The organism is Brachyspira hyodysenteriae ATCC 27164 (genome assembly GCF_001676785.2).
In the GTDB taxonomy this organism is placed as follows: domain Bacteria; phylum Spirochaetota; class Brachyspiria; order Brachyspirales; family Brachyspiraceae; genus Brachyspira; species Brachyspira hyodysenteriae.
On record NZ_CP015910.2, the window covers coordinates 1,491,572 to 1,513,966 of the forward strand.

Consider the following 22,395-nt stretch of genomic DNA (forward strand, 5'->3'; position numbering starts at 1 on the left):
TATCCTCGATAAACTCGGATACGCTTCGCGAAAGTGCAAGTATAAAATAGTACTAAATAATACTAAAATTATACTATATGCAAGATAATTTATTAATTTAGAGTAAAATATAAATCTATTTTTTACAAAATATAATTGTTTAGATTATAACGGCAGCTAAGTAACATAATATTTAACTGCCGTATATATAATAAAAACCTATAAATATTTACCCCGCTTTGTTATTTTATTTCTATAATTTTTCCTTCACCGTTTTTTATTATAGTATTTTCCTTTAATAAATTAATTTTAGTTCCGTCTGTGAACACTACAGGAGACACTAAAGATTTTCCATGATTTTTTACGTATTCTAAATCAACTTTAGCTAATTTGTCTCCTTTTTTTATTTTATCTCCAACTTTTACAAAAGATTCAAAACCTTCTCCATTAAGCTCTACAGTATCCATACCTATATGAATAAGTATTTCATTTCCATCTGCTGTTTCTATACCATAAGCATGTTTTGTAGGGAAAGCAGCTATTATTTCACCATCGCAAGGAGAAGTTACCATACCATCAGCTAATTCTATTGCAAAACCTTCACCCATGGCACCGCTTGAAAATGCTTCATCTGCTATATCTGATAATTTATAAACTTTTCCATTCATAGGTGAAACAAAATTATCATCATCTAAAGTTATACTTTCTGTAGTTGATGCATTATCTGAAACAGTTTCTGAAATATCTGTATTATCAGTTAAATCTTCTGGTTTTAATTTTTTCTTTCCTACTATAAGTGTTAATACTAATGGTATAGCTATAGCAAAAATCATAGCAACAGCAAACATTAACATATGCTTTGGCTGTATTGAAAGTATTCCCGGTATTCCGCCAATACCAATAGATGTAGCCATAACCTTAGAACCAACTGATATAATTGCAGCTACACAAGAACCTATTAAACCGCATATAAACGGAAAACCATATTTTAAGTTTACACCGAATAATGCAGGCTCTGTAACTCCTAAATAACATGATATAAATGCCGGTATATTTATTTGTTTAGCCTTGTTATTTCTTTTCTGAAGTATAGACATAGCAACTACTGCAGAACCTTGAGCTATATTTGATAAAGCTATCATAGGCCATAACATAGTGCCGCCGAACTGACTCATAAGCTGTAAGTCAATAGCATTAGACATGTGATGAAGTCCTGTTATTACTAAAGGAGCATAGAAAAATCCAAATACACCAGCAAATAAAACTCCAAACTTTGATGTTAAGCCAGTATATACAACATAAGAAACAGCCTCACCTATTTTCCAACCTATAGGACCAACAACAGAGTGTGCTATAATAACTGTTGGTATCAATGAAGCAAAAGGTATTATAACCATAGAAACATATTCAGGTACAATCTTTCTCCAAAACTTCTCTAAATAAACTAAAATAAATCCTGCCATTATAGCCGGTATAACCTGAGCCTGATAACCAACCATAGGCATTTTAAAAATTCCGAAGTCATAAAATTTAGGGTCAACAGTACCAACTAAATAAGCATTAACAAGCTGAGGAGAAACCAATGTTATACCTAAAACAATACCCAAGATTTGAGTAGTACCCATTTTTCTAGTAATAGACCATGTGATACCTACAGGAAGGAAATGGAAAATTGCTTCACCTATTAACCATAAAAAATCATTTGTTCCAGACCAGAACTGAGATATTTGAGTTAAACTCTTTGTACCCTCTTCAAAAAATTTTATATCTGATATTACGCTTCTAAAACCTAATATAAAACCTCCACATATAATAGCTGGAATAAGAGGTGAAAATATTTCGGCTATGTTAGACATTAAACGCTGCAAGAATGTTTGATTGCCTTTAGCTGATTCTTTTACAGCATCTTTGCTCACTCCTTCTATTCCTGAAATCTTAACAAATTCATTATAATATTCTGAAACCTCATTACCTATTATAACTTGAAATTGTCCTGATTGAGTGAAAGTACCTTTAGTAGATTTTAAATTTTCAATAGCTTTAATATCTGCCTTTTTAGTATCTACCAAGACAAAACGCATTCTTGTAACACAATGAGTTATTGCTTTAACGTTTTCTTTACCGCCAACATATTTTAATAATAAGGTGGCGTCTTCGGTGAATTTTCCCATAATATGCCTCCATAGCTTTTATATATTTATATCATCATTAACTTGTACGTACATACTAACATATACGTACAAGTTTGTCAATTATCTTTTTTATATTTTTTATTAATTTTAATAATTGATAAATACTTTTAGAAGATTATAATTACATCATAAGGCATGGTAATTATGGGATTATTAAATGATTTCACTAAAAAACTTATTCCTAATTTTTTATATACCTAAACTACTAAATTTTTGTTTTTATATTTTGGGCTTTGCTGCGAAGCACACAGTCGTGCCAAACCCCACTTCTTTTGGTGCTACAAAGAAGCAAAAATGCTACATTTGGGCTTTATTTAATAAATTATATTACATGTAATACGATTTTAGTATGATTTAGTACTAATTTTACACTTGCACTTTCGCGTAGCGTATCCGAGTTTATCGAGGATATAGGTTCTTTGACTCTGTCCGCCTGTGGCGTGCGGCGGGAAAAAGAACAATAAAAAATTGACAAACTTAAAAATTTTAAGTATATAATATATTTTCAAGAAATTATCTTCTTGCAAAATCTCTGAATTTAAATTTATCTGGTCTATGTCTTGCCGATGTTAGCTGAAAAACTCTGGTATCAGATAAAAATGTTCTAGATTCTACATTTATTATCATATCATAATCTTTTAAATCTAAAAGTTTTTTATCATTATTATTTATTTTTTCACATGATATTTCTCTTTCAGCATAGGATATCTTTAATTGAAGATTTTTTTCTATATGCTCGTATAAAGAATCTTTTAAAATATTTTCATCTATAAATGGTATAATCGATGCATTGATAAAGTCTATATCAAGTATAATATTTTCTCCGTCTATATTTCTTATTCTCTCTATAGCCCATACTTTATCATCATCATTTAATTTTAAAGCAGTTTTCACTAATGAATCAGGTTTTATGCATTCACATCTATGCACTATAGTTTCTACTTTACCATACATTTTTGAAGCAACTTCTTTAAAACTGAATATTCCTCCGAATTCAAAATTGTATATATTTGAATTAATTACTATAGAACCTTTGCCTTTATGTTTTTGAATGCATCCATTATTAGATAATAGCTGCAATGACTTTCTTATAGTGTCCCTTGAAGCATCATATTCTTTCATCAAATCATATTCGCTTGGAAGTATATCACCTTTTTTATAGTATCCAAATCTTATTTTATCTAGCAAACTATTGTAAATCTCTTCGTACTTAGATGCCATAACAACCTCTATTTTCAATTGAAATATTATAATATAAAAACTTATGTTTGTAAATATATGTTTTCATAGCCTTAATTTACAAAAAATAAAAAATGTAGTTTATCATACAATAGTAATTTTATTGTACTTGATAAAAAAAACAAAAATAATAAAATATATACAATATTTTTAATAGGTGTTAGAAAGTGTTAAGGAAATTGATATATATTATTTTTTTGCATTCAATTCTTTTTAATTTTTTTATTTTTGCACAAACTAATGAATCAGCTATATTAAATTACACTCAATATATGGAAAGAATAAAATCCATAATACCAGAAATGAAATTAACTGCATCTCAAGAAAGCAATGCCTATAATAATTTAACAAAAGCAAAAAGCTCCGGAGACGTTAAATTTGATTTGCAGGCTGGTGCTATAGGAATGCAAAGCCATTTTGATGAATACAATTTTTTACCAACATCAGATTTTAATTATAATGGGTTTAGAATAGGTGCAGGATTCAGCGGACTTGTACCATACTCTGGAACTAGATGGTCTGTAGAAATTAAACATGACAGTTTTTTCGGCGACTTTAATACAGGAGATATTTCATTACCGGTTGATACGCCTCTAGGTACAATAAATGGAAAACTTCCAAATTTAAGTACTAATGATTTTAAATACTATTATCCAAGCATAAAAATTCAAATAGCTCAGCCTATTTTAAGGGATTTTTTTGGTAAATTGGATAGATACCCTATAAAAGATGCAGAATATCAGCTTACCATAGCAAAATTAAAAAGAATAATAGACGACAACAGCGTATTAACATCTTATCAGAAAATTTATTATCAATGGATAATGGCAAGAAAATTAATAGATTTATATGATGATATGATAAGAGAAGCAAGAAGTTTTGAAAATCAAGTATACAGAAGATATACAAGCGGAGTTATAGATAATGACTCATATCAGAATGCAAAAAGACAAACATTAAAATATATAGAAGCAAGAGATAAATCTGAATTAATGCTTAAAAAAATAATGAGAAATATTCAATTCTTTATACCTGAAGAAAATATACAGCCAAATGAAGATGATTGGAATCAGACATTAGAAACCTCTATAAATGCTAAAATAGATATAGTACCATTTTTAGAAAGTGCTCAGGGACAAATGGCTTATCAATTAAAATTAAGAAGCGAATATGCTATTTCAGTAATGAAAAATAATGCTCTGCCTGATTTATCTATAGTAGGAAGCGTATCATTATCAAGTTTAGATGACAGCGGATATTTTAAATCTTTTTCTACCATGACTAATGTTGATTATTTTGTAGGGCTTATGTTTTCCTACCCCATAGGCGGACGTGATGCTAAAGCTAAAATGGAAGATGCTTATGCTGCTTTGAATGCTGTTACGGCTGATTTTGATAGGGGAACAGAGATTTTGACGTTCAGATAGGTACTTATTATGATGAGTTTGAGGCATACAAAAAAATGCTAGAAAATAAAAAATTGGAAGTTAATGCTATAGTATCAAGAATAAATACGCAAAATGCTAAATTCAGACAAGGAAGACTCCCTATAGATGAAATAATAAATGCAAGGCTTGATTTAGCACAGGCAAGAGCAGAACTTCTTAATTTGCAGTATTTAATAATAAGCACTGTTATGGATTATAATTCTCTGGTGCTGCTTAACAATTAATATTTTTTATTGGAATTAGAATATGGATAGAATAATAGAACTATTTGCAAAAAACAGATTATTAGTTAATGTTATTATTTTGGTTACTTTAGCTGTTGGAATATACTCTTATCTTAATATAGAGAAAGAAGCTTTTCCATCAACTAACTTTGATGTTATGATAGTTCAGGTTATATATCCGGGTGCTTCTCCGGAAGACGTTGAGCAATATGCAATGATTCCATTAGAAGATGAACTTCAGACTATAGCAGGTATTGATGAGTTTTATTCTATAATGATAGAAAATGCAGGAATACTTACTATAAGAATAGACATGAATCTTAAAGACTCAAGAGCTGTAAAAGATGAAATATTCAGACGGCTTCAGAATGCTCCTAATGTATCTAAAGATGTTCAGGAGATAAAAATTTTTGAAGCTAATGCAAACAGACTTCCTATATATAATTTGGGAATAAGATTCAAGAAAGGAATGGAAGGAAGCGAAAAAGAACTTTATGATATATCCAAAAGATTTGAAAAAGAATTAAAATATGTAGACGGAGTTGCAAATATTGAAGTTTACGGAAGAACAGATCCAGAAATTCAAATATTAGCAGATCCTCATAAATTAAGCGAATATTATACTTCATTATCAGAAATCATACAGGCATTATCTTTGAGAAATATACGTTCTACAAGCGGAAGTATGAAGCCTGATGAAAATGCTGATTTAGAAGAAAAGAACAAATTACTTGTAACTACAGGACAATTTCAAGATCCTCTGACTATTACAAATGTTATTATACGATCTATATTTAATGGTCAGCCTATAAGAATCGGAGATGTTGCAAGAGTTGAAGAATTATTCGTAGATAAAAGCGTATATATGAGAGTTAATAGTCAGCATGGATATTCCATAAACATAATAAAAAGAGAAGATGCTGATATATTAAAAACTATAGATAATGTTAATAAATATTTTGAGAATAACAAAGCAACAATACCAAACAATATTGAAATAGTTCCTATGGCTGATAATTCAAGAACTATTAATGATTTACTTAATGCAGTTTCTTCAAATATCATAACAGGATTCATAATAATATTTATAATACTTATAATATTTTTGGATTTTAAAAGTGCTATATTTACTTCACTTGGAATGCTTATAGTTATTGCTGTTTCTCTTATTTATATGACATACTTTGGAATAACTTTCAATATAATTTCTTTAGGCGGAATTATAACAGTTTTAGGTATGATAGTTGACAACTCAATAGTAGTTTCAGAAAATATTTTTAATTATCATCAAAGAGGAATAAAAGGACTTAATGCCACAAAAAGTGCTGTAGGGGAAGTATTTATGCCTATGCTTGTTTCTACTCTTACAACGGTTGCATCTTTTGCTCCTATAATATTCGTTACAGGAACTATGGGAAGATTAATCAATCAATATCCTAGAGTTGTTATAGTAGCATTAGTTGTAAGTATATTTCAGGCTGTTTTACTTCTTCCTAATAACTTAATTACAAAAGAAGAACTTACAGGAGAACATAAAAGAAAAAGATTTAATTTCAAAAATCCTCTTGATTTTGATAAGGATAAATTATTCGATAAATTAAAAATACCTTTTGTTAAATTTTTAAGATTAACATTAAAATTTAGATATATTGTATTAATGTTTTTTGTAGTTACATTGCTTATAACATTAGCTATAGCTAAAGTAATATTTGCTAAGTTTACTTTAGTTTATGATACTAGTGCTGACGTTATAGTTGTTAATATTGATTCAGGAATTGGAAGCTCTCTATACAAAACAGAAAAATATCTTCAGCAGGTAGAAAATATTATTTATGATACAATAGATACTAATGATATAATAGCAGTATACAGTTTATTAGGTAAGCAATTAGATAAAAACACTGTAGAAGTGTCCGAAGAAATGGATAATCTTGCGGGAATTATGATATATTTAGTTCCTGCTAATAACAGAAAAAAAATTGCTTATGATATAGCAGATGATTTAACTCTTGCCATAGAAAAAAGCGGAATAAAAGATGAATTGGAATTAATCACAGTAAATACTAAACTTCCTATAAACCCAGGAAAAGCAGTAGATATAAAAATAATAGGCAATGATACTGCTATGGTTAAAGAAGTAAAAGATAAAATGAAAGAACATCTTTTAAGTTTAAATGGAATAATAAACTATGATGATGATGATAAAATCGGACAGGAAGAATTAAGAGTAATATTTGATTATGACAGAATGGGAGAACTAGGTGTTAATGTTGCTTATGCTGCAAGAGAATTAAGAGCGGCTTATGCTGGAATAGTAGCTACTTCAATTCAGCAGTTTGAAAATAAATTAGACTTCAGAGTAAGATTAGATAAAAAATATACTTATGATACAAATGTACTTAATAATCTTTATATACCAAATACATATAACAGACTTATACAATTAAAAGATATAGCACATATATATATTACAAACAATCAATCAAGCATAAGACATTATAACGGTAAAAAATCTATAACGATGACAGCAGATATTGAACAGGGAAAAAATACTGCCATACAAGTAACATATGCAATGCAGAATTATTTTAATTCTATATCAAAAGATTATCCTAATATAAGCGTAGAGTTTGCAGGAGAGGTAAAAGAGACTAGAGGCTCTATAATAGGTATTGCTTGGGGATATGTTGTTGCTATCATTGCAATATATGTAATACTTCTTCTTCAATTTAATAAATTTGTTCAGCCTTTCATGATTTTGGGTATAATACCATTTGGAATAATAGGAGTTATACTAGGATTTGCAGCACATAGAATGCCTATGTCTTTTGTTGGTGCTGTAGGTATAGTTGGGCTTGCAGGTGTAGTTGTAAATAATGGTATTATAATGGTGGACTTAATAAACAGAATACTTGAACAAGGAAACATACATACAAAAGAAGATGTACTCAATGCTGTAGTAGAAGGTGCAGGCGACAGATTCAGAGCAATATTTCTAACAACAGTTACTACAATATTCGGACTTCTTCCAACTGTTTATGGTATAGGCGGAAGTGCTGATTTGATAGTACCTATGGTTATGGCTATGGCTTACGGACTTTTATTTGCTGCACTTTTGACATTGATATTTTTACCTTGTCTATTTATGATATCAGCGGATTTGAAACTTATAAAAATAAATTATAAAAACTGATTGAATATTTATAGTTTTATAGTATATACCTAAACAATTATATTTTGTCAAAAATAAATTTATGTTTTATTTTTATATTTGGGGCTTTGCCCCAAACCCTACTTCTTTTGTTGCCACAAAAAAGCAAAAAGGCTATATTTTAGTTTTAAATCAACATTTTATCTTACATATAAGATAAATCATTAATTTTGTACAATAATAAGTAATCAACTGCCCATATAGTTGGCGTTTGGTAATATCAATTAATACCGTGTGTAAAGGTGCTGCAGTTTACGGTTGACAAAATATAATTGTTTAGGTATATACAATTAAAAAATGAGTTTGCTCATATTAATATAAGCAAAATTATTAATATTATTTAATACTCTAGTAAATTGCTATTAAGTATTGCTCCGAGTTCATATCTGTTATTGTCGCTGCTGTAATTATATATATAAAATGTTAAATAATCATATTTATAATCAGCCATTTTTTGCCCTACATATAAAAGTCCATTAGCAGGTATGGAACTTAATATATGAACTTCTTCTAAATTTTTATATTTTAAAATGTCATCAAAAATTTCATCTATCTTTTTAGTAAAAATATAATAACATCTTTTATTCACCAAACTTTTATGAGAATTCTCTTCCAATATAACTTGATGCGTTATTGTGATGATATTGCTGTATGAATAATCGAATCCTTTATTAAGAATAAGATTTTTATCATCTTTATAAACTTGTTCTATATCATTAATATTTGATTGTCCTGATAGTATCATACCTATTGGGTGATTAATATTATCTATTCTCAGAACATTTGATTTACTTTCTATAAAACTTTTTAATTCAGGCTCATCTATTTCTACATCTTTGAATCCCCAAGATAATGAGTCTTTTGGCTTTGGGAGAAAAACAAAATTATATCCGTATTTCTCTAATATATAAGCAATAGAAACAAGTATGCTGTTAGGAGCTATTGCATAAAGAACTATTTGATAATCTTTAGTTATATTTTTTTCTTTAAACTTTGATAATATAATATTTTTTAATTTCTTTATAACATTATCTATTTTATTTTCTTTTTCATTTTTGTATTCTTTATATTCTTTATCTAAATCTATTTCCAAATCAATAGGAGGCATTTCTCCGAAGTTCTGAGCATTTCCTCTTATAGAATGAAATATTTTCACTCTTTTAATATTATCATCTTCAGTCATATAATCAAAAATTTTATTATTATCTTTCATGCTTTACTCTCTATACATGTTTTATAAATTAATCAAAATAAACTATTTACAAATAATATAAAAAAATATATATTATAGAAACATTTTCGTAATAATTTTAACATAAAATAGAATAAATTGATATTGGAGATAAAATGAAAATATTAGGTATAGACACTTCATGCGATGATACTTCTGCTGCTATAGTTGAGGACGGAAAAAATGTACTTTCTTCAGTATTAAGCTCATCAATAGATGCACATAAAGAATTTCAAGGAGTAGTTCCTGAAATTGCCGCAAGAAAACATTTGGAAGCCATACTCTATGTAATAGATAAAGCATTAAAAGATGCAAATACCACTTTAGATGATATAGATTTATTTGCAGTTACAAACAGACCGGGACTTTTAGGATCTTTGCTTGTTGGAGTAGCAAGTGCAAAATCATTAGCATTTTCTTTAAACAAACCCTTGCTGGCTTTGGATCATATAGCTGCACATATTTACTCGCCTCATCTTACTAATGATATAGAGTTTCCTTATATAGCATTGGTTGTATCCGGAGGGCATACTATAATAACAGAAGTGCATGATTACGGTGAATATAAAGTTGTAGGCACTACTTTAGATGATGCTGTGGGCGAAGCTTATGATAAAGTTTCAAAATTTTTAAATCTAGGATATCCGGGCGGACCTATAATAGACAGATTAGCTAAAGAAGGAAACAAAGAAGCAATAAAATATCCTATTGTATTATTAAACGGCATAGATGAATTTAACTTCTCATACAGCGGACTTAAAACTGCATGCGTTTATTCTACAAAAAAATATCTTAAAGAAGGATACGAAGCAACTAATGAAAATATAGCTGCTGCATTTCAAATAAGTGCAATAGAGCCTTTATATATCAAAACTTTGAAATATGTTGAAAAAAGCGGTATTAAAAGAGTTACATTATCCGGCGGAGTGGCATGCAATAGTTATTTAAGAGAGAGATTTGGAAACTCTAAAGACTTTGAATGTTATCTGCCTGCTTTAAAATACACAACAGACAATGCTGCTATGGTTGCAGGGCTTGCTTATCATATGAAAGATAAACAGGATTTTGCTGATTATAATTTAGATTGTTTTTCAAGAGTTTTGAATAAAAAATATAATAAAAACAAAAGTGCAAAATAAAATTATAATTAACTAGAATTTATTTACTAGCTTTATTATAAAATAGACTTATTTAAAAACTATTTATAAATAATTTTTTAAGTTTGTCAACTGATTCACTTTATGTAGAATTATCAACTTTTTTGCGGGCTTCGCCAAAATTGCTGACGACACCTGCCGCAGGCACGCTTTGCGAGGTGGACTTCGTAGGCATGCTTCGCGAAAACGCAATTACTAGAACTTTATATTTTAATGATGTTTATTAAATGTATGATATATACTAAAAATTTTTAACTTTGTCAAAATTAGTTTTTATATTGCTATTATTTTCGGGGGCTAGCCCCCGACCCACCCAGTTCTTTTGTTGACACAGGCGAAGCCCGCCTACGGCGAGAACCAAAAAGACTGCATTTTTAACATAATTTTTAGGTATTACCATACATTTAATATATATTGTAATAATATAAGGTTTTAGCACTTGCGTTTTCGCGAAGCGTACCTGCGGCAGCAACTTTTTTGTGCGACAAAAAAGTTGATAATACATTTACAAAATATAAAAATTGACAAAATATAGTTGTTTAGTTATACACTGATTATACTAATAATTATATAACTAATTTTATAAATAAGTTTTGAAACAAGTCTAATAATTAAAATTTATGCAATAAAAAAGAATGATAACTAATTATTATATAATCAATTATCATTCTTTTATTTTATTTAATTAAAATTATATTCCGAATCTTTTCATTATAACATCAATATTTCTTAGATAGTATGCATAGTCAAAGCAGTCATCAATTTCCTGAGAGCTTAAATATTTTGTAATATCCTCATCTTTGTGAATATTCTCTCTAAAATCTTCGTTATTGAGCCATCTTTTCATTGCATTTCTTTGTACCCATCTGTAAGCATTATCTCTATCAATGCCTTTATTAACTAAACTTATTAAAATTCTTTGACTGAAAATTAAACCGCCTGTCTTTTCAATATTTGCTTTCATAGCTTCAGGATAAATTAAAAGCTTATCTACTATATCAATGAATTTATTAATAGCATAATCAACAGCAATAGTAGAATCTGGAAGTATAACTCTTTCTACTGATGAATGGCTTATATCTCTCTCATGCCAAAGTGTAATGTCTTCCATAGAAGCTAATGCATTACCTCTTACTATTCTTGCTAAACCTGATATTCTTTCGCAAGTGATAGGGTTTCTTTTATGAGGCATAGCAGATGAACCTTTTTGCTTTTCACTGAAATATTCTTCTGCTTCTCTTATATCTGTTCTTTGTAAGTTTCTAATCTCTGTAGCAAATTTCTCTAATGAACTAGCAACTATTGCTAAAGTTGTAAGATACTGTGCATGTCTGTCTCTTTGTATTATTTGAGTAGAAACTTTATCAGCTTCTATACCTAATTTTTTACAAACTATTTCTTCTATTCTAGGATCAATATTACTATAAGTACCAACTGCACCGGAAAGCTTACCAACTGAAACCTGTTTTTTAGCTTCCTCTACCCTTTTTATATTTCTTTCATTTTCATCATACCATAAAATGAATTTTAACCCTAATGTCATAGGCTCAGCATGTATACCATGAGTACGTCCTATACAAGGAGTATATTTATGTTCTTTTGCTCTTCTTAATAAAACTTCTGATAATCTTTTTAAGTCATCTAATATTATTTCAGCAGATCTTTTCATCATAACAGCCAATGCAGTATCTTTTACATCGCTTGAAGTCAAACCTTTATGTATATATTGTCCGCCCTCTCCTACATTTTCCTGAACAGCAGTTACAAATGATATTATATCATGATTAGTTTCTTTCTCTATTTCAGCAATTCTCTCTACTGTGAAAGTTGCTTTTTCTTTAATATTTTTTACTGCTTCTTGAGGAATCTCTCCTATTTCAGCCATAGCCTCACAAGCAGCAATTTCAACATCAAGCATAACCTGAAACTCATTTTGCAAGCTCCAAAGTTCGCCCATCTCTTTTCTAGTATATCTCTTTATCATAAATTATTATCCTTAATATAAAATATTGAATTATTATAGATAGAATTATAAATTATTTCAATTATTTTTTAATAGTTGTAATTTATAAAAAAAGAATTAAAATTATTGCATCAAAAATATGTTTTTAATATATGGAGTAATTAAAAATGGAAATTTATGATTTAAGAAGCGATACCATTACAAAACCAAGCGAAGAAATGCGTAAAGCAATATATAATGCTGAATGCGGTGATGATGTGTATATGGAAGATCCTACAGTAAATAAAATTCAGGAAATGGCAGCAGATATTACAGGAAAAGAAAAAGCAATATTTGTTTCTAGCGGTACTATGGGTAATTTAATACCTATGATGGTATTAGGAAGAAAAACAAAGCAGATACTTTTAGAGGAACAATCTCATATAATACATTATGAAGTTGGAGGAGTTTCTTCTTTAGCAGGCTTAATACCATTACCTGTTAAAGCTGATAAAGGAATATTAACTAAAGATATTATAAAAAATTATTTGAATAATCAAGCTACTTATGCAACAACAGTTAATATAGTAGAGATAGAAAATACTCATAACAGACATGGCGGAAGTGTTTATCCTATAGAAGTATTAAAAGAACTGCATGATTTAACTAAATCAAAAAATGTTCATCTTCATATGGATGGAGCTAGAGTTTTTAATGCCTCTATAGCAAGTAAAGTATCAGTAAAAGAAATATCATCACATACAGACTCAATTACTTTCTGTTTATCTAAAGGTTTGGGAGCTCCAATGGGTGCTATGATATGTGCAGATAAAGATTTCATTGATGAAGCTTTCAGAATGAGAAAATTAATAGGCGGAGGTATGAGACAAATTGGACTTATGGCTGCTGCCGGAATATATGCATTAGAAAATAATATACCTTCATTGGAAGAGGATCATCAAAAAGCAAAAAAAATAGCAAAAGCAATATTAGAATCTGGAATGGGAACATTAAATTTAGAAGATGTAGAAACTAATATAGTTATAACTAATACAAAAAAACTATCCGCAGAAATATTACCAAAACTTTTAGAAAAAGGTATTAAAGCAAATTCTTTTGGTGATTATAAAATAAGATTTGTTACACATAGAGATATAAGTATGAAAAAAATAGATGAAGTCTGCGAGATTATAAAAAATTTAAAAATATAATTAATAAATAAAAAAGAGTATGACTAATATAAATAGCATACTCTTTTTATATTATTTATTTAAAATTCTCATCTAATTTAAAATATTCTAATTCAGATGATAAATTATTAGTTCCATTAACAACATCTTTTCCAAGTAATGAACTGTCATTAACCAATTCAGCATTTTCCTGAGTAATTTTATTTAATTCATTCATAGCCATATTAATTTGTCTTACACTTTCTTCTTCTTCGGCTGTAGCTTCATATATATGAACTAATATATCCGAAACTTCTTTTGCAGAATTTTCTATCGCTATAAGTATATCTAAAGATCTTTTTACAGACTCATATCCAATTTCTATTTTAGATACAGTATTTTCTATTATGCTGGTAATACTTCCTGCTGCTTCATTAACATTCTGAGCTAAACTTCTTATTTCTGAAGCTACAACAGCAAATCCTCTGCCCTGTTCTCCAGCTCTTGCTGCCTCTACAGCTGCATTAAGTGCTAATATATTTGTTTGGAAAGCTATAGATTGTATTAACTTAGTAATATTTGATATTTCCTTACTAGATTCTGAAATTTCAGTCATATTATTAGATATTTCATTAACTGCTGATACACCGCTTTGTGTAGATTCAGTAACTTTAGAACTCATATTCTTAGCATCATAAGAGTTTTTTGATGTATTTGAAATAGCCGTAAGTAAATTTTCTATAGAACTAGTTATTTCTTCAACAGCCGCAGCCTGAGAAGATGTTCTGTCGGATAAATTATCTATACCTCTTGATATTTTTTCAGATGAATTATTAATTAATAATATATTTTGCTTTAATTCAGAAACTATTGTAAACATAATATGCTGCATATCATTAATTGAATTTGCCAAAGTACCTGAAACATCTTTTCTTTTTAAATCTTTCTCCTCAAATTGGCTGTCAAATCTTCCGTCCTGCATTAATGTCATTATTGTAATAGCCTGATATAAATTATTTGATAATGGTATTACTATTCTAGCAACCAAAAGGAATTCTAATACTATAAGTAAGAATATACATAAGAAGAAACTTAACATAAGGAATCTAAATTGAGAATAAAATATTTCAGCGCTTCCTTTAAATACTAGTATCCAAGGAGCATTATCTGTTTTTTTAATAGAATACCATTCATTACCTATTATATCTAAATCACCTATATGAGATGATAAATTATTTTTAAAATCGGCAAATATAGAATATGTAAATAAATTATTAGTTTCATTTAGGATATAATTTTTATTATCATGGGTCATAAAAATACCCTTATCAGAAACTATATAAATTTCATCTTCAAAATTTTTTTTTAAGCTTTCAGTAATTGTATTTATATTTGCAAAATCTATTGCACATACACCTTTTAAACTGCCATTAGTATAAACAGCCTTTCCAAATGTAACTGTAAGCTTATTAACAGCAAAATCAATATAAGGGTCACTAATCATTATATTATTAGTGGCAACAGAATCTTTATACCAATCCCTAGAAGTTTGATCATAAGTAAGAGGATAAACTTCCAAGGTATTCATAAAGACCCCGCCTTGAGGATATGGTGTACTATTTCCAAAATATACATTCAAATAACCTTCATTAAGTTTCTGAACGTTAGTAATAAAATTACCAAATTCTACCCAATTAGGGTTGGATGATAAATAAGCATCCATAACATAAATAGTATTTTTTAACTCTTCAACATACCCTTCTGTTCTAGTTTTAGCCTCTAATGCTTGAAGATTTTTTTCTTTTAAAAACCTAGATTTATACAAAGGCTTATAAAAAATATATATAAGAACAAATAAAAACAGAAGAAATATTATAAAAGGAGCTAAAAATTTGATCATTAATTTATTTTTCATAATGGTAACCTTTATAGAAATTTAGTGTCCATTTTAAATATATAAAATAATGTCCTTAAAGTCAAAAATAATGATAATTTTTTGTACAAAATTCTTCAATTTTAACGATTTGATATTACTCTTATGTTTTCTCCATAAGACCATATGTTATTATTATCTTTATAATCAACAAATACCAATTTTGGAGAAATAAGCATATTTAAAGCAAAAAGAGAAAAAGAAAAAATATTATTTATATTAGGCAAACTTCCCTCTAATATATTTGCTCTAAGCATTTCATTATTTACAGGAAGTTTATAATTACTGTAATTAAATTCTATAATATTTAATCCTGCTTTTTCTATAAATTTTATAAGATTATTCATATTAAAGTTAACAATATGTTCAGTAGATAAATATCTCATAAGCATATCATAGCTACATTGATCTTTCATAGGAGAATTAGGTACTTCAATATATAGATAGCCATTAGGTTTGAGCATATCCTTAATTTTTAATAATATTTCTGAAGGATTTTTAAAATGCTCTATTACATGTGAAAGCATTATGATATCATATTTATCTTCACTTTCTAAAAAGTTTGGCTTTAAATCAATATTATATTTATTTTTAGCATAAAGTCTGGCATTATCATTAAGTTCATATCCATAAACATCACAGCCATATTTTTTGAATATATTTAATAATAATCCGTCAAAAGCACCTATCTCACAAACTTTTTTGTTTATACAATCAATATTATTTCTTACAAAATTAAATTGAGATAGGCTTCTAGCATAACGCATTTTGCTTTTAGCTTTTTCAAATAATTTATTTTTTATATTATTATGATATTCATTTTTATATAGAAGATATATTTCTTCATCTGTGGGCTGTTCTATAAAATAAAGTCCGCAATCACTGCATTGATAAACTCTTTTATCATTCTTCCATACATTATTTATGATGCCTATTTCAGTATAATTATTACCGCCGCAAACCTCACATATCATAAAAACATACTCTATTATTCAAAAGAAAGCTCAATTCCGCATTTAGGACATTTAGTCATATCTTCTGTAATGCTGGATCCGCAGTTAGGACATTCATAAACTTCTATCTCTTCAACAACCTCTTCAGAAGTAGTTTCATATTCATCATCAGAAGCCTCTACAACTTCAACAACATCTTTCATTACAAGCATTAAATTATCAACAATATCTCTTTCAAGATTAGTTTTTTCCATAATATCTTCAACAGACATATTATATAACTCTTCTATAGAATTTATATTATTATCTATAAGAGTTTTTATAATTGCTTCATCAATACCCTGTAATGAATATAAATTACTTTCAAATACTTCTGCTGTTTCTAATTCTTCATCAGCAGCCTGAACTTCTTCTGTATTATCTGAGAATATTTGATTTAATGGAACTATATCTTTCAATAATTCAGGATTTTCTTTAATATCTGTTTCTGTTTTTATATCGAAATAATATCCTGTAAGCTGAGAAGCTAATTTCACATTATATCCGCTTTTACCCAAAGCAAGAGAAAGCTGCTCATCTGGTATAATAATCATAGCTTCCTTTTTTTCTGGGTCTGTAATAATGATTCTAATAGGCTTAGCAGGAGTAATAGCTTCAGCAATATACTCTCTTATATCTTTAGACCATTTTACAACATCTATCTTTTCGCCTTCTATTTCCTTAATGATAGATTGTATACGAATACCTTTCTGACCAATACAAGCTCCTATAGGATCTACTTCAGGTTTATTTGAAGCAACTGCTACTTTTATTTTTAACCCAGGCTGCCTTACTACATTTTTAATTTCTATAGTACCGTCAGCAATTTCAGGTATTTCTAATTCAAACAATTTCTTTATAAAATCAGGTTTTGTTCTAGTAAGAAGTATTTTAGTATGAATTTCCTTACCTTTTTCATCTTTACCGCCCTGAACTTTATATATGTATGCTCTTATTCTATCTCCAACTGTATAATGTTCTCTAGGAGACTGATCTTTTTTCTGTAATTCGCCTTCTGTTTTTCCTAAATTTATATAGATAGTTCCTCTATGTTCTCTTTGGAAATATCCATTTACAAGCTGATTTTCTCTTCTTTTAAACTCATTGTATATAATATTTTTCTCAAGTTCAGAAATCTTTTGGAAGAATGCTGTTCTAGCTACTGTACTTTCTATTCTTCCGAATGCTTCAACTTGGTCAACAAGTATTAAAACTTCATCGCCCAAATTAATATCCTGATCTAATTTCTTAGCCTCTTCTAAAGATATTTCTTTATTTTTGTTTCTAACTTCTTCTACAACACTAGCACCCTTATATACTGTAGGATTGTTTTTATTGTCAAAATGAATATGGAATTTTATATCATCTCCGTATTTCTTCTTTAAAGCTAATTCCATGGTAGATGCTATAACTTCTTTTAAAAGCTCTACACTAATATCTTTTTCATCAGAAAGCTGCTGTAAATAAGTTCCAACATTTTCAAACATTTTGACTTCTCCATTTTTTATTTTTTACTAAGCATGTTATAGTATATAAATATTAACAATTTAATCTTGCTTTTATGATATCTTTTTTTAATATTTTTATATTTTTTTCATTAATAATATTATCTTCATCAGTTACAGTTATAATAATGTAGTCATCTTCAGACTTTTTCAACATTGCATAAGCAGTAATAAACTCCTCACCGCTTCTGTATTTTATTTTTATAGGCATATCCTCAAATAATTCATATCTATCATTGAATTTCCATCTGAATCCGGCAGAAGAAACTGTTATAGTATAATCACCCTCATCATAACCATTAGATTTTATACAATCCTGAATCTTTCTAGTAGTTTCTATACAATGAGTATGAGATACACTTTCCTTTTTCTTGAAAATAACAGCATATACTTTTTTATTATCAGAAATAGCTCTTACTTTCAAATCAAGCAGATATATATTATTTTCCTCTAAAACATCTTTTATACCATTAAATAATAAAGCTTCATCTATGATATTATTATCTATTTTTTTATTTGATTTTTCTTTATTTTTTAATTTCTTTTTCTTAGGCTCTCTGCCATATTCTTTTTGTTTTTGAGGTTTAGTTTTATTATTATTCATACAAATGCTGTTTATTATTATTTTCCTAAATATAAAAAAAGAGTGTCAGTTTTTGCTGCCAAAAACCAACGCCCTTCATTACAAATATTTTCGGAAGTAATCTTATTTTACCCTACTAATGATTTTTGTCAAGTATTTTAATAAAATTTATTATTATGTTAATATTAATTAATTGACTTTTATTATTTTCTATTTTATTATAAAGAAATAAACTATGAATAGAATTATTAAATAATTGGTAAAAGATGGTATTTTATATATTAACAATTATATTCTTTTTGTATGTGGTATCTATAGCTATAAAAATGCTGCTAGAGAATAGACCTCCATATTCATTTATAGCTTGGCTTACTGTTTTAGTATTTTTGCCTTATGTAGGAGTAATATTTTATATATTTCTTGGAATGGATTGGAAAAAATCAAAAAAGAAAATTTCAGCTAAACTTCCTGAAGATATGATAAAAAATTATTTTTCTTCACTTCTAAAAGAACAAATGAAAATACTAGATAATATGCAGGGTAATTACAGCAAACATATAAATTTAGTTAAACTCGCAATAAAAAGCGGATATTCCCCTATTACAGTTCAAAATGAAGTTTATGTATTTGATGAAGGAGAAAAACTATTCGATGCTATAATTCAAGATTTAAAATTAGCAGAAAAAACTATACACATGGAATATTTTATATGGAGAAGTGATGAACTTGGAAATAGAATAAAAGATGTTCTAATAAAAAAAGCAAAGCAAGGGGTTGAAATAAGGCTTATATTTGACGGAGTTGGATCATTAAAGAGAATAAGCAAAAAATACAGAAGAGAATTGAAAAAAAATGGAATAAAATTTTTATATTATCATGATCCTTTTTCTATATTATGGACTAGATTTGTAAATTACAGAAATCATAGAAAAATAGTTGTAGTTGATGGTGTTGTTGCCTATATGGGAGGAATGAATTTAGGACAAGAATATATAGACGGAGGAAAACATTTCAATTCATGGAAAGATGTGCATATGAGAATAGTTGGAGATTCATGCAATCTTATACAGAATGTTTTTGTATGCGATTGGTATAATGCAGGAGGAAGAGACTTAGAAATTTTCAATGTAGAAGAAAATAAACATAAACATTTAAGAAGAATAAAATATGCTAATAAAGAGTTAAACGAGGAAAAAGTTTCAATTATAAGAAAAGATTTATTTCCTCAGTCTTTTACAGATAAATTTCTGCCTGTTCAAATAATAACATCTGGTGCAGATTCAAAATGGGATAGCATACAAAAAGTTTATTCTAAAATGATAGAAGAAGCTAAAGAAAGTATTTATATAGAAAGTCCTTACTTTGTACCTGATGATGGATTTTTAAGGACTTTAGAGAATGCTGCATTATCCGAAGTAAATGTAAACCTTATGATAACAGGAAATCCTGATAAGTTAGTTGCATGGTGGGTAGCTCAGACATATTTTGAAACTTTACTCAATGCAGGCGTAAATATCTATTTATATGAAAAAGGTTTCTTGCATAGTAAATTCTGTGTAATGGACGGAAGAATAGTATCATGCGGAACTTGCAATATGGATATAAGAAGCTTTTATTTACATTATGAAATGAATGCTGTTATATATGATATTGATATAGCTAAAAAATTTGAGGATATATTTAAAAAAGATGTGCTCGATTCTCATAAAATAACGATAGAAGAATATTCTAAACAGCCTATGCTTGTAAGACTTAGAAATTCAGCTTGCAGAATTATAGCTCCTGTTTTATAATATGGCATATTTTTTATACGGTAAATAATTATGATGAAGAAAATAAAAATATCAGAATTAGATAATCAAGCTCTTTTTGAATTGGGACTTTCAAAAGAGAGACATATTCTTTTTGTAGATGATATAGGTATAAAAAAGGATAATATACCAGCTCTAAATGAACTTCTAAAAACTAGACAAGATTTCTTTATTAACATATCATCAGAGAAAGATGAAAGCAATAAAAATTATATAAGCGGTAATGATCTTCTTACAGCTTTGTCTGAAATGAGAAACCTTATATATCATGCATCTCTAAAATATCCTCTAAAAAATATTTCTATATTTGCTAAGCTTATCAATTTGAGAAGTTTGCATCTATACGGTGATTTGCCTAAAGATATGGAATTAAAGCCTCTTGATAATATAGAAAATTTAGAAAGTATTTATATAGAAAATGGACTTACATTAAGACAAGATGTTTATTTATCTATGAAAAGCACAATAAGAGAAATAGGTGCCGGAATATTCAGAATGGAATCTTTTGACAAGAATCCTAATCTTAAAAAAATAGCAGTTCTTACAGGAGTTTCTCATGAAGAAGAAATGCCTAAGAAACTTCCTGAACTAGAAGAGCTTTATATTGAAAAAGGGAAGAATATAAGATCATTTAATTTTATATCAGAAATGAAAACACTTAAAACTTTGGAATTAAATAATATACCTACATTAAAAGAAATTCCTGATTTAAGTAATTTAGAAGATTTAACAAAGGTTATTTTAACTAATCTCAGAAGTCTTGAAAATATGGATGCTATATTAAATCACCCTAGAATAAGAACTTTAATATTAGAAAATATAAAATGCTTTAATATAGACATGCTTTCAAAAGAAACAGCTCCTAGATTAAAATATATATCAGTTGTCAGCGATGATAAAAATTGGGATAAAAGAACAAAAAAGCTTCTAGAAGAAAAAGGATATAAGGACTATAATGATAATTAGTGCCTTTGAATTTGATATACAAAAAGATAAATATAAAAATTTAGAAATAATAAATAATCATTTAAAAAATATAAAAGAAAAATCTGATTTAATAGTACTTCCTGAACTTTCATCTAACGGTTATTTATTTGAAAATAGAGATGAATTAAAAAATACTGCTGAAAATATAAAATACGGTATATTCATAAATAATTTATCTGAAATATCAAAAAAATATGATACTTCTATAATTGCCGGATTTGCAGAAAAATATGAAGATAAAATTTATAATTCTGCTGTGATAATAGATAAAGGAAATATTAAAGGTGTATACAGAAAAATACATTTATCCGATTTTGAAAAAAGATTCTTTGACTCTGGAGATATAAATAACGCGGATTTAATTTTTAATATAAACGGTGTTAATATATCGGTACAAATATGCTTTGATTTATGGTTTAATGAAATATCAAGAAGGCAAATATTAAATGGAATTAATTTAATATGCGTACTTGGTAATTTCGGCTCTAATACTACTTTTGAAATAGCTAGAATAAGAGCCATAGAAAACTTAACTCCTATAGTATTATGCAATCGCATAGGCATAGAAAAAAATTCTATTATGGAAGCATCTTTCATAGGAAAAAGTTTTGTATGCGATGAAACAGGAAAATTACTCACAAATATAAACGAAAATCAAAACAATAAAATAATAACTGCTGAAATAGAAATAAAAAACAAAAGACAAAATATAATATGCTCTGATTTTATAGAAGAAATAAAAAGACATTATTAAAAAAGAATGAGCCTGATTTTATATAATCAAGCTCATCC

At 27.9% G+C, this 22,395-nt stretch carries 14 protein-coding genes and 1 pseudogene; 7 read left to right on the forward strand and 8 right to left on the reverse strand.

Annotation, left to right across the window (positions count from 1 at the left end; all coding sequences use genetic code 11):
* Positions 1 to 221 precede the first annotated feature (221 nt).
* Positions 222 to 2,150, reverse strand: coding sequence for a PTS system trehalose-specific EIIBC component (gene treP, locus BHYOB78_RS06545; RefSeq protein ID WP_020063570.1), 1,929 nt, complete (start codon positions 2,148 to 2,150; stop codon positions 222 to 224).
* Positions 2,151 to 2,684: 534 nt separating this feature from the next.
* Positions 2,685 to 3,392 (reverse strand): trehalose operon repressor, encoded by a 708-nt coding sequence (gene treR / locus BHYOB78_RS06550; protein ID WP_020063571.1) that lies wholly within the window; start codon positions 3,390 to 3,392, stop codon positions 2,685 to 2,687.
* Positions 3,393 to 3,577: 185 nt separating this feature from the next.
* Here treR and BHYOB78_RS06555 point away from each other — a divergent pair.
* Together BHYOB78_RS06555 and BHYOB78_RS06560 are read left to right on the forward strand one after the other, a co-directional pair.
* Positions 3,578 to 5,082: pseudogene (locus BHYOB78_RS06555) on the forward strand (TolC family protein).
* Between the two features lie 22 nt (positions 5,083 to 5,104).
* Positions 5,105 to 8,275 (forward strand): efflux RND transporter permease subunit, encoded by a 3,171-nt coding sequence (locus BHYOB78_RS06560; RefSeq protein WP_020063572.1) that lies wholly within the window; start codon positions 5,105 to 5,107, stop codon positions 8,273 to 8,275.
* Between the two features lie 358 nt (positions 8,276 to 8,633).
* Here BHYOB78_RS06560 and BHYOB78_RS06565 read toward each other — a convergent pair whose 3' ends face one another.
* Positions 8,634 to 9,506 (reverse strand): SAVED domain-containing protein, encoded by an 873-nt coding sequence (locus BHYOB78_RS06565; RefSeq protein WP_020063573.1) that lies wholly within the window; start codon positions 9,504 to 9,506, stop codon positions 8,634 to 8,636.
* A 134-nt stretch (positions 9,507 to 9,640) separates the two neighbouring features.
* On the opposite strand from BHYOB78_RS06565, the gene tsaD reads away from it, so the two are divergent.
* Positions 9,641 to 10,663: a tRNA (adenosine(37)-N6)-threonylcarbamoyltransferase complex transferase subunit TsaD gene (gene tsaD / locus BHYOB78_RS06570; RefSeq protein ID WP_020063574.1), complete on the forward strand. Its 1,023-nt coding sequence runs from the start codon at positions 9,641 to 9,643 to the stop codon at positions 10,661 to 10,663.
* Positions 10,664 to 11,372: 709 nt separating this feature from the next.
* Here tsaD and purB read toward each other — a convergent pair.
* Positions 11,373 to 12,665, reverse strand: coding sequence for an adenylosuccinate lyase (purB, locus tag BHYOB78_RS06575; protein WP_020063575.1), 1,293 nt, complete (start codon positions 12,663 to 12,665; stop codon positions 11,373 to 11,375).
* 146 nt (positions 12,666 to 12,811) lie between these two features.
* Between purB and BHYOB78_RS06580 the strand changes: the two genes are divergently transcribed.
* A complete protein-coding gene (locus BHYOB78_RS06580; RefSeq protein WP_012669973.1) occupies positions 12,812 to 13,834 on the forward strand; it encodes a threonine aldolase family protein in 1,023 nt (340 codons plus the stop codon).
* Between the two features lie 55 nt (positions 13,835 to 13,889).
* Here the strand turns inward: BHYOB78_RS06580 and BHYOB78_RS06585 are convergent, their stop codons facing one another.
* From BHYOB78_RS06585 to BHYOB78_RS06600, 4 genes are all read right to left on the reverse strand, one after another.
* Complete coding sequence (locus BHYOB78_RS06585) at positions 13,890 to 15,707, reverse strand: methyl-accepting chemotaxis protein (protein WP_020063576.1); 1,818 nt, start codon at positions 15,705 to 15,707, stop codon at positions 13,890 to 13,892.
* A gap of 101 nt (positions 15,708 to 15,808) precedes the next feature.
* Positions 15,809 to 16,699 carry a class I SAM-dependent methyltransferase gene (locus BHYOB78_RS06590; RefSeq protein WP_020063577.1) on the reverse strand — a complete coding sequence of 297 codons (891 nt, stop codon included), beginning with the start codon at positions 16,697 to 16,699 and terminating at the stop codon, positions 15,809 to 15,811.
* Positions 16,700 to 16,713: 14 nt separating this feature from the next.
* Positions 16,714 to 18,204: a transcription termination factor NusA gene (gene nusA, locus BHYOB78_RS06595; protein WP_012669970.1), complete on the reverse strand. Its 1,491-nt coding sequence runs from the start codon at positions 18,202 to 18,204 to the stop codon at positions 16,714 to 16,716.
* Between the two features lie 52 nt (positions 18,205 to 18,256).
* On the reverse strand, positions 18,257 to 18,826 hold the full coding sequence (locus tag BHYOB78_RS06600; protein ID WP_012669969.1) for a ribosome assembly cofactor RimP: 570 nt from the start codon (positions 18,824 to 18,826) through the stop codon (positions 18,257 to 18,259).
* 245 nt (positions 18,827 to 19,071) lie between these two features.
* Between BHYOB78_RS06600 and cls the strand changes: the two genes are divergently transcribed.
* Genes cls through BHYOB78_RS06615 form a run of 3 tightly spaced genes read left to right on the forward strand, consistent with a single transcriptional unit; the run spans position 19,072 to position 22,357 of the window.
* The gene (cls, locus tag BHYOB78_RS06605; RefSeq protein ID WP_020063578.1) at positions 19,072 to 20,598 is read left to right on the forward strand and encodes a cardiolipin synthase; all 1,527 of its coding nucleotides are present in this window, start codon (positions 19,072 to 19,074) and stop codon (positions 20,596 to 20,598) included.
* Positions 20,599 to 20,628: 30 nt separating this feature from the next.
* Positions 20,629 to 21,582: a leucine-rich repeat domain-containing protein gene (locus tag BHYOB78_RS06610; RefSeq protein WP_020063579.1), complete on the forward strand. Its 954-nt coding sequence runs from the start codon at positions 20,629 to 20,631 to the stop codon at positions 21,580 to 21,582.
* Positions 21,572 to 22,357, forward strand: a complete 786-nt coding sequence (locus BHYOB78_RS06615; protein WP_020063580.1) for a carbon-nitrogen hydrolase family protein — start codon at positions 21,572 to 21,574, stop codon at positions 22,355 to 22,357. Before BHYOB78_RS06610 ends, BHYOB78_RS06615 begins: the two co-directional genes overlap by 11 nt.
* The last annotated feature ends 38 nt before the right edge of the window (positions 22,358 to 22,395 follow it).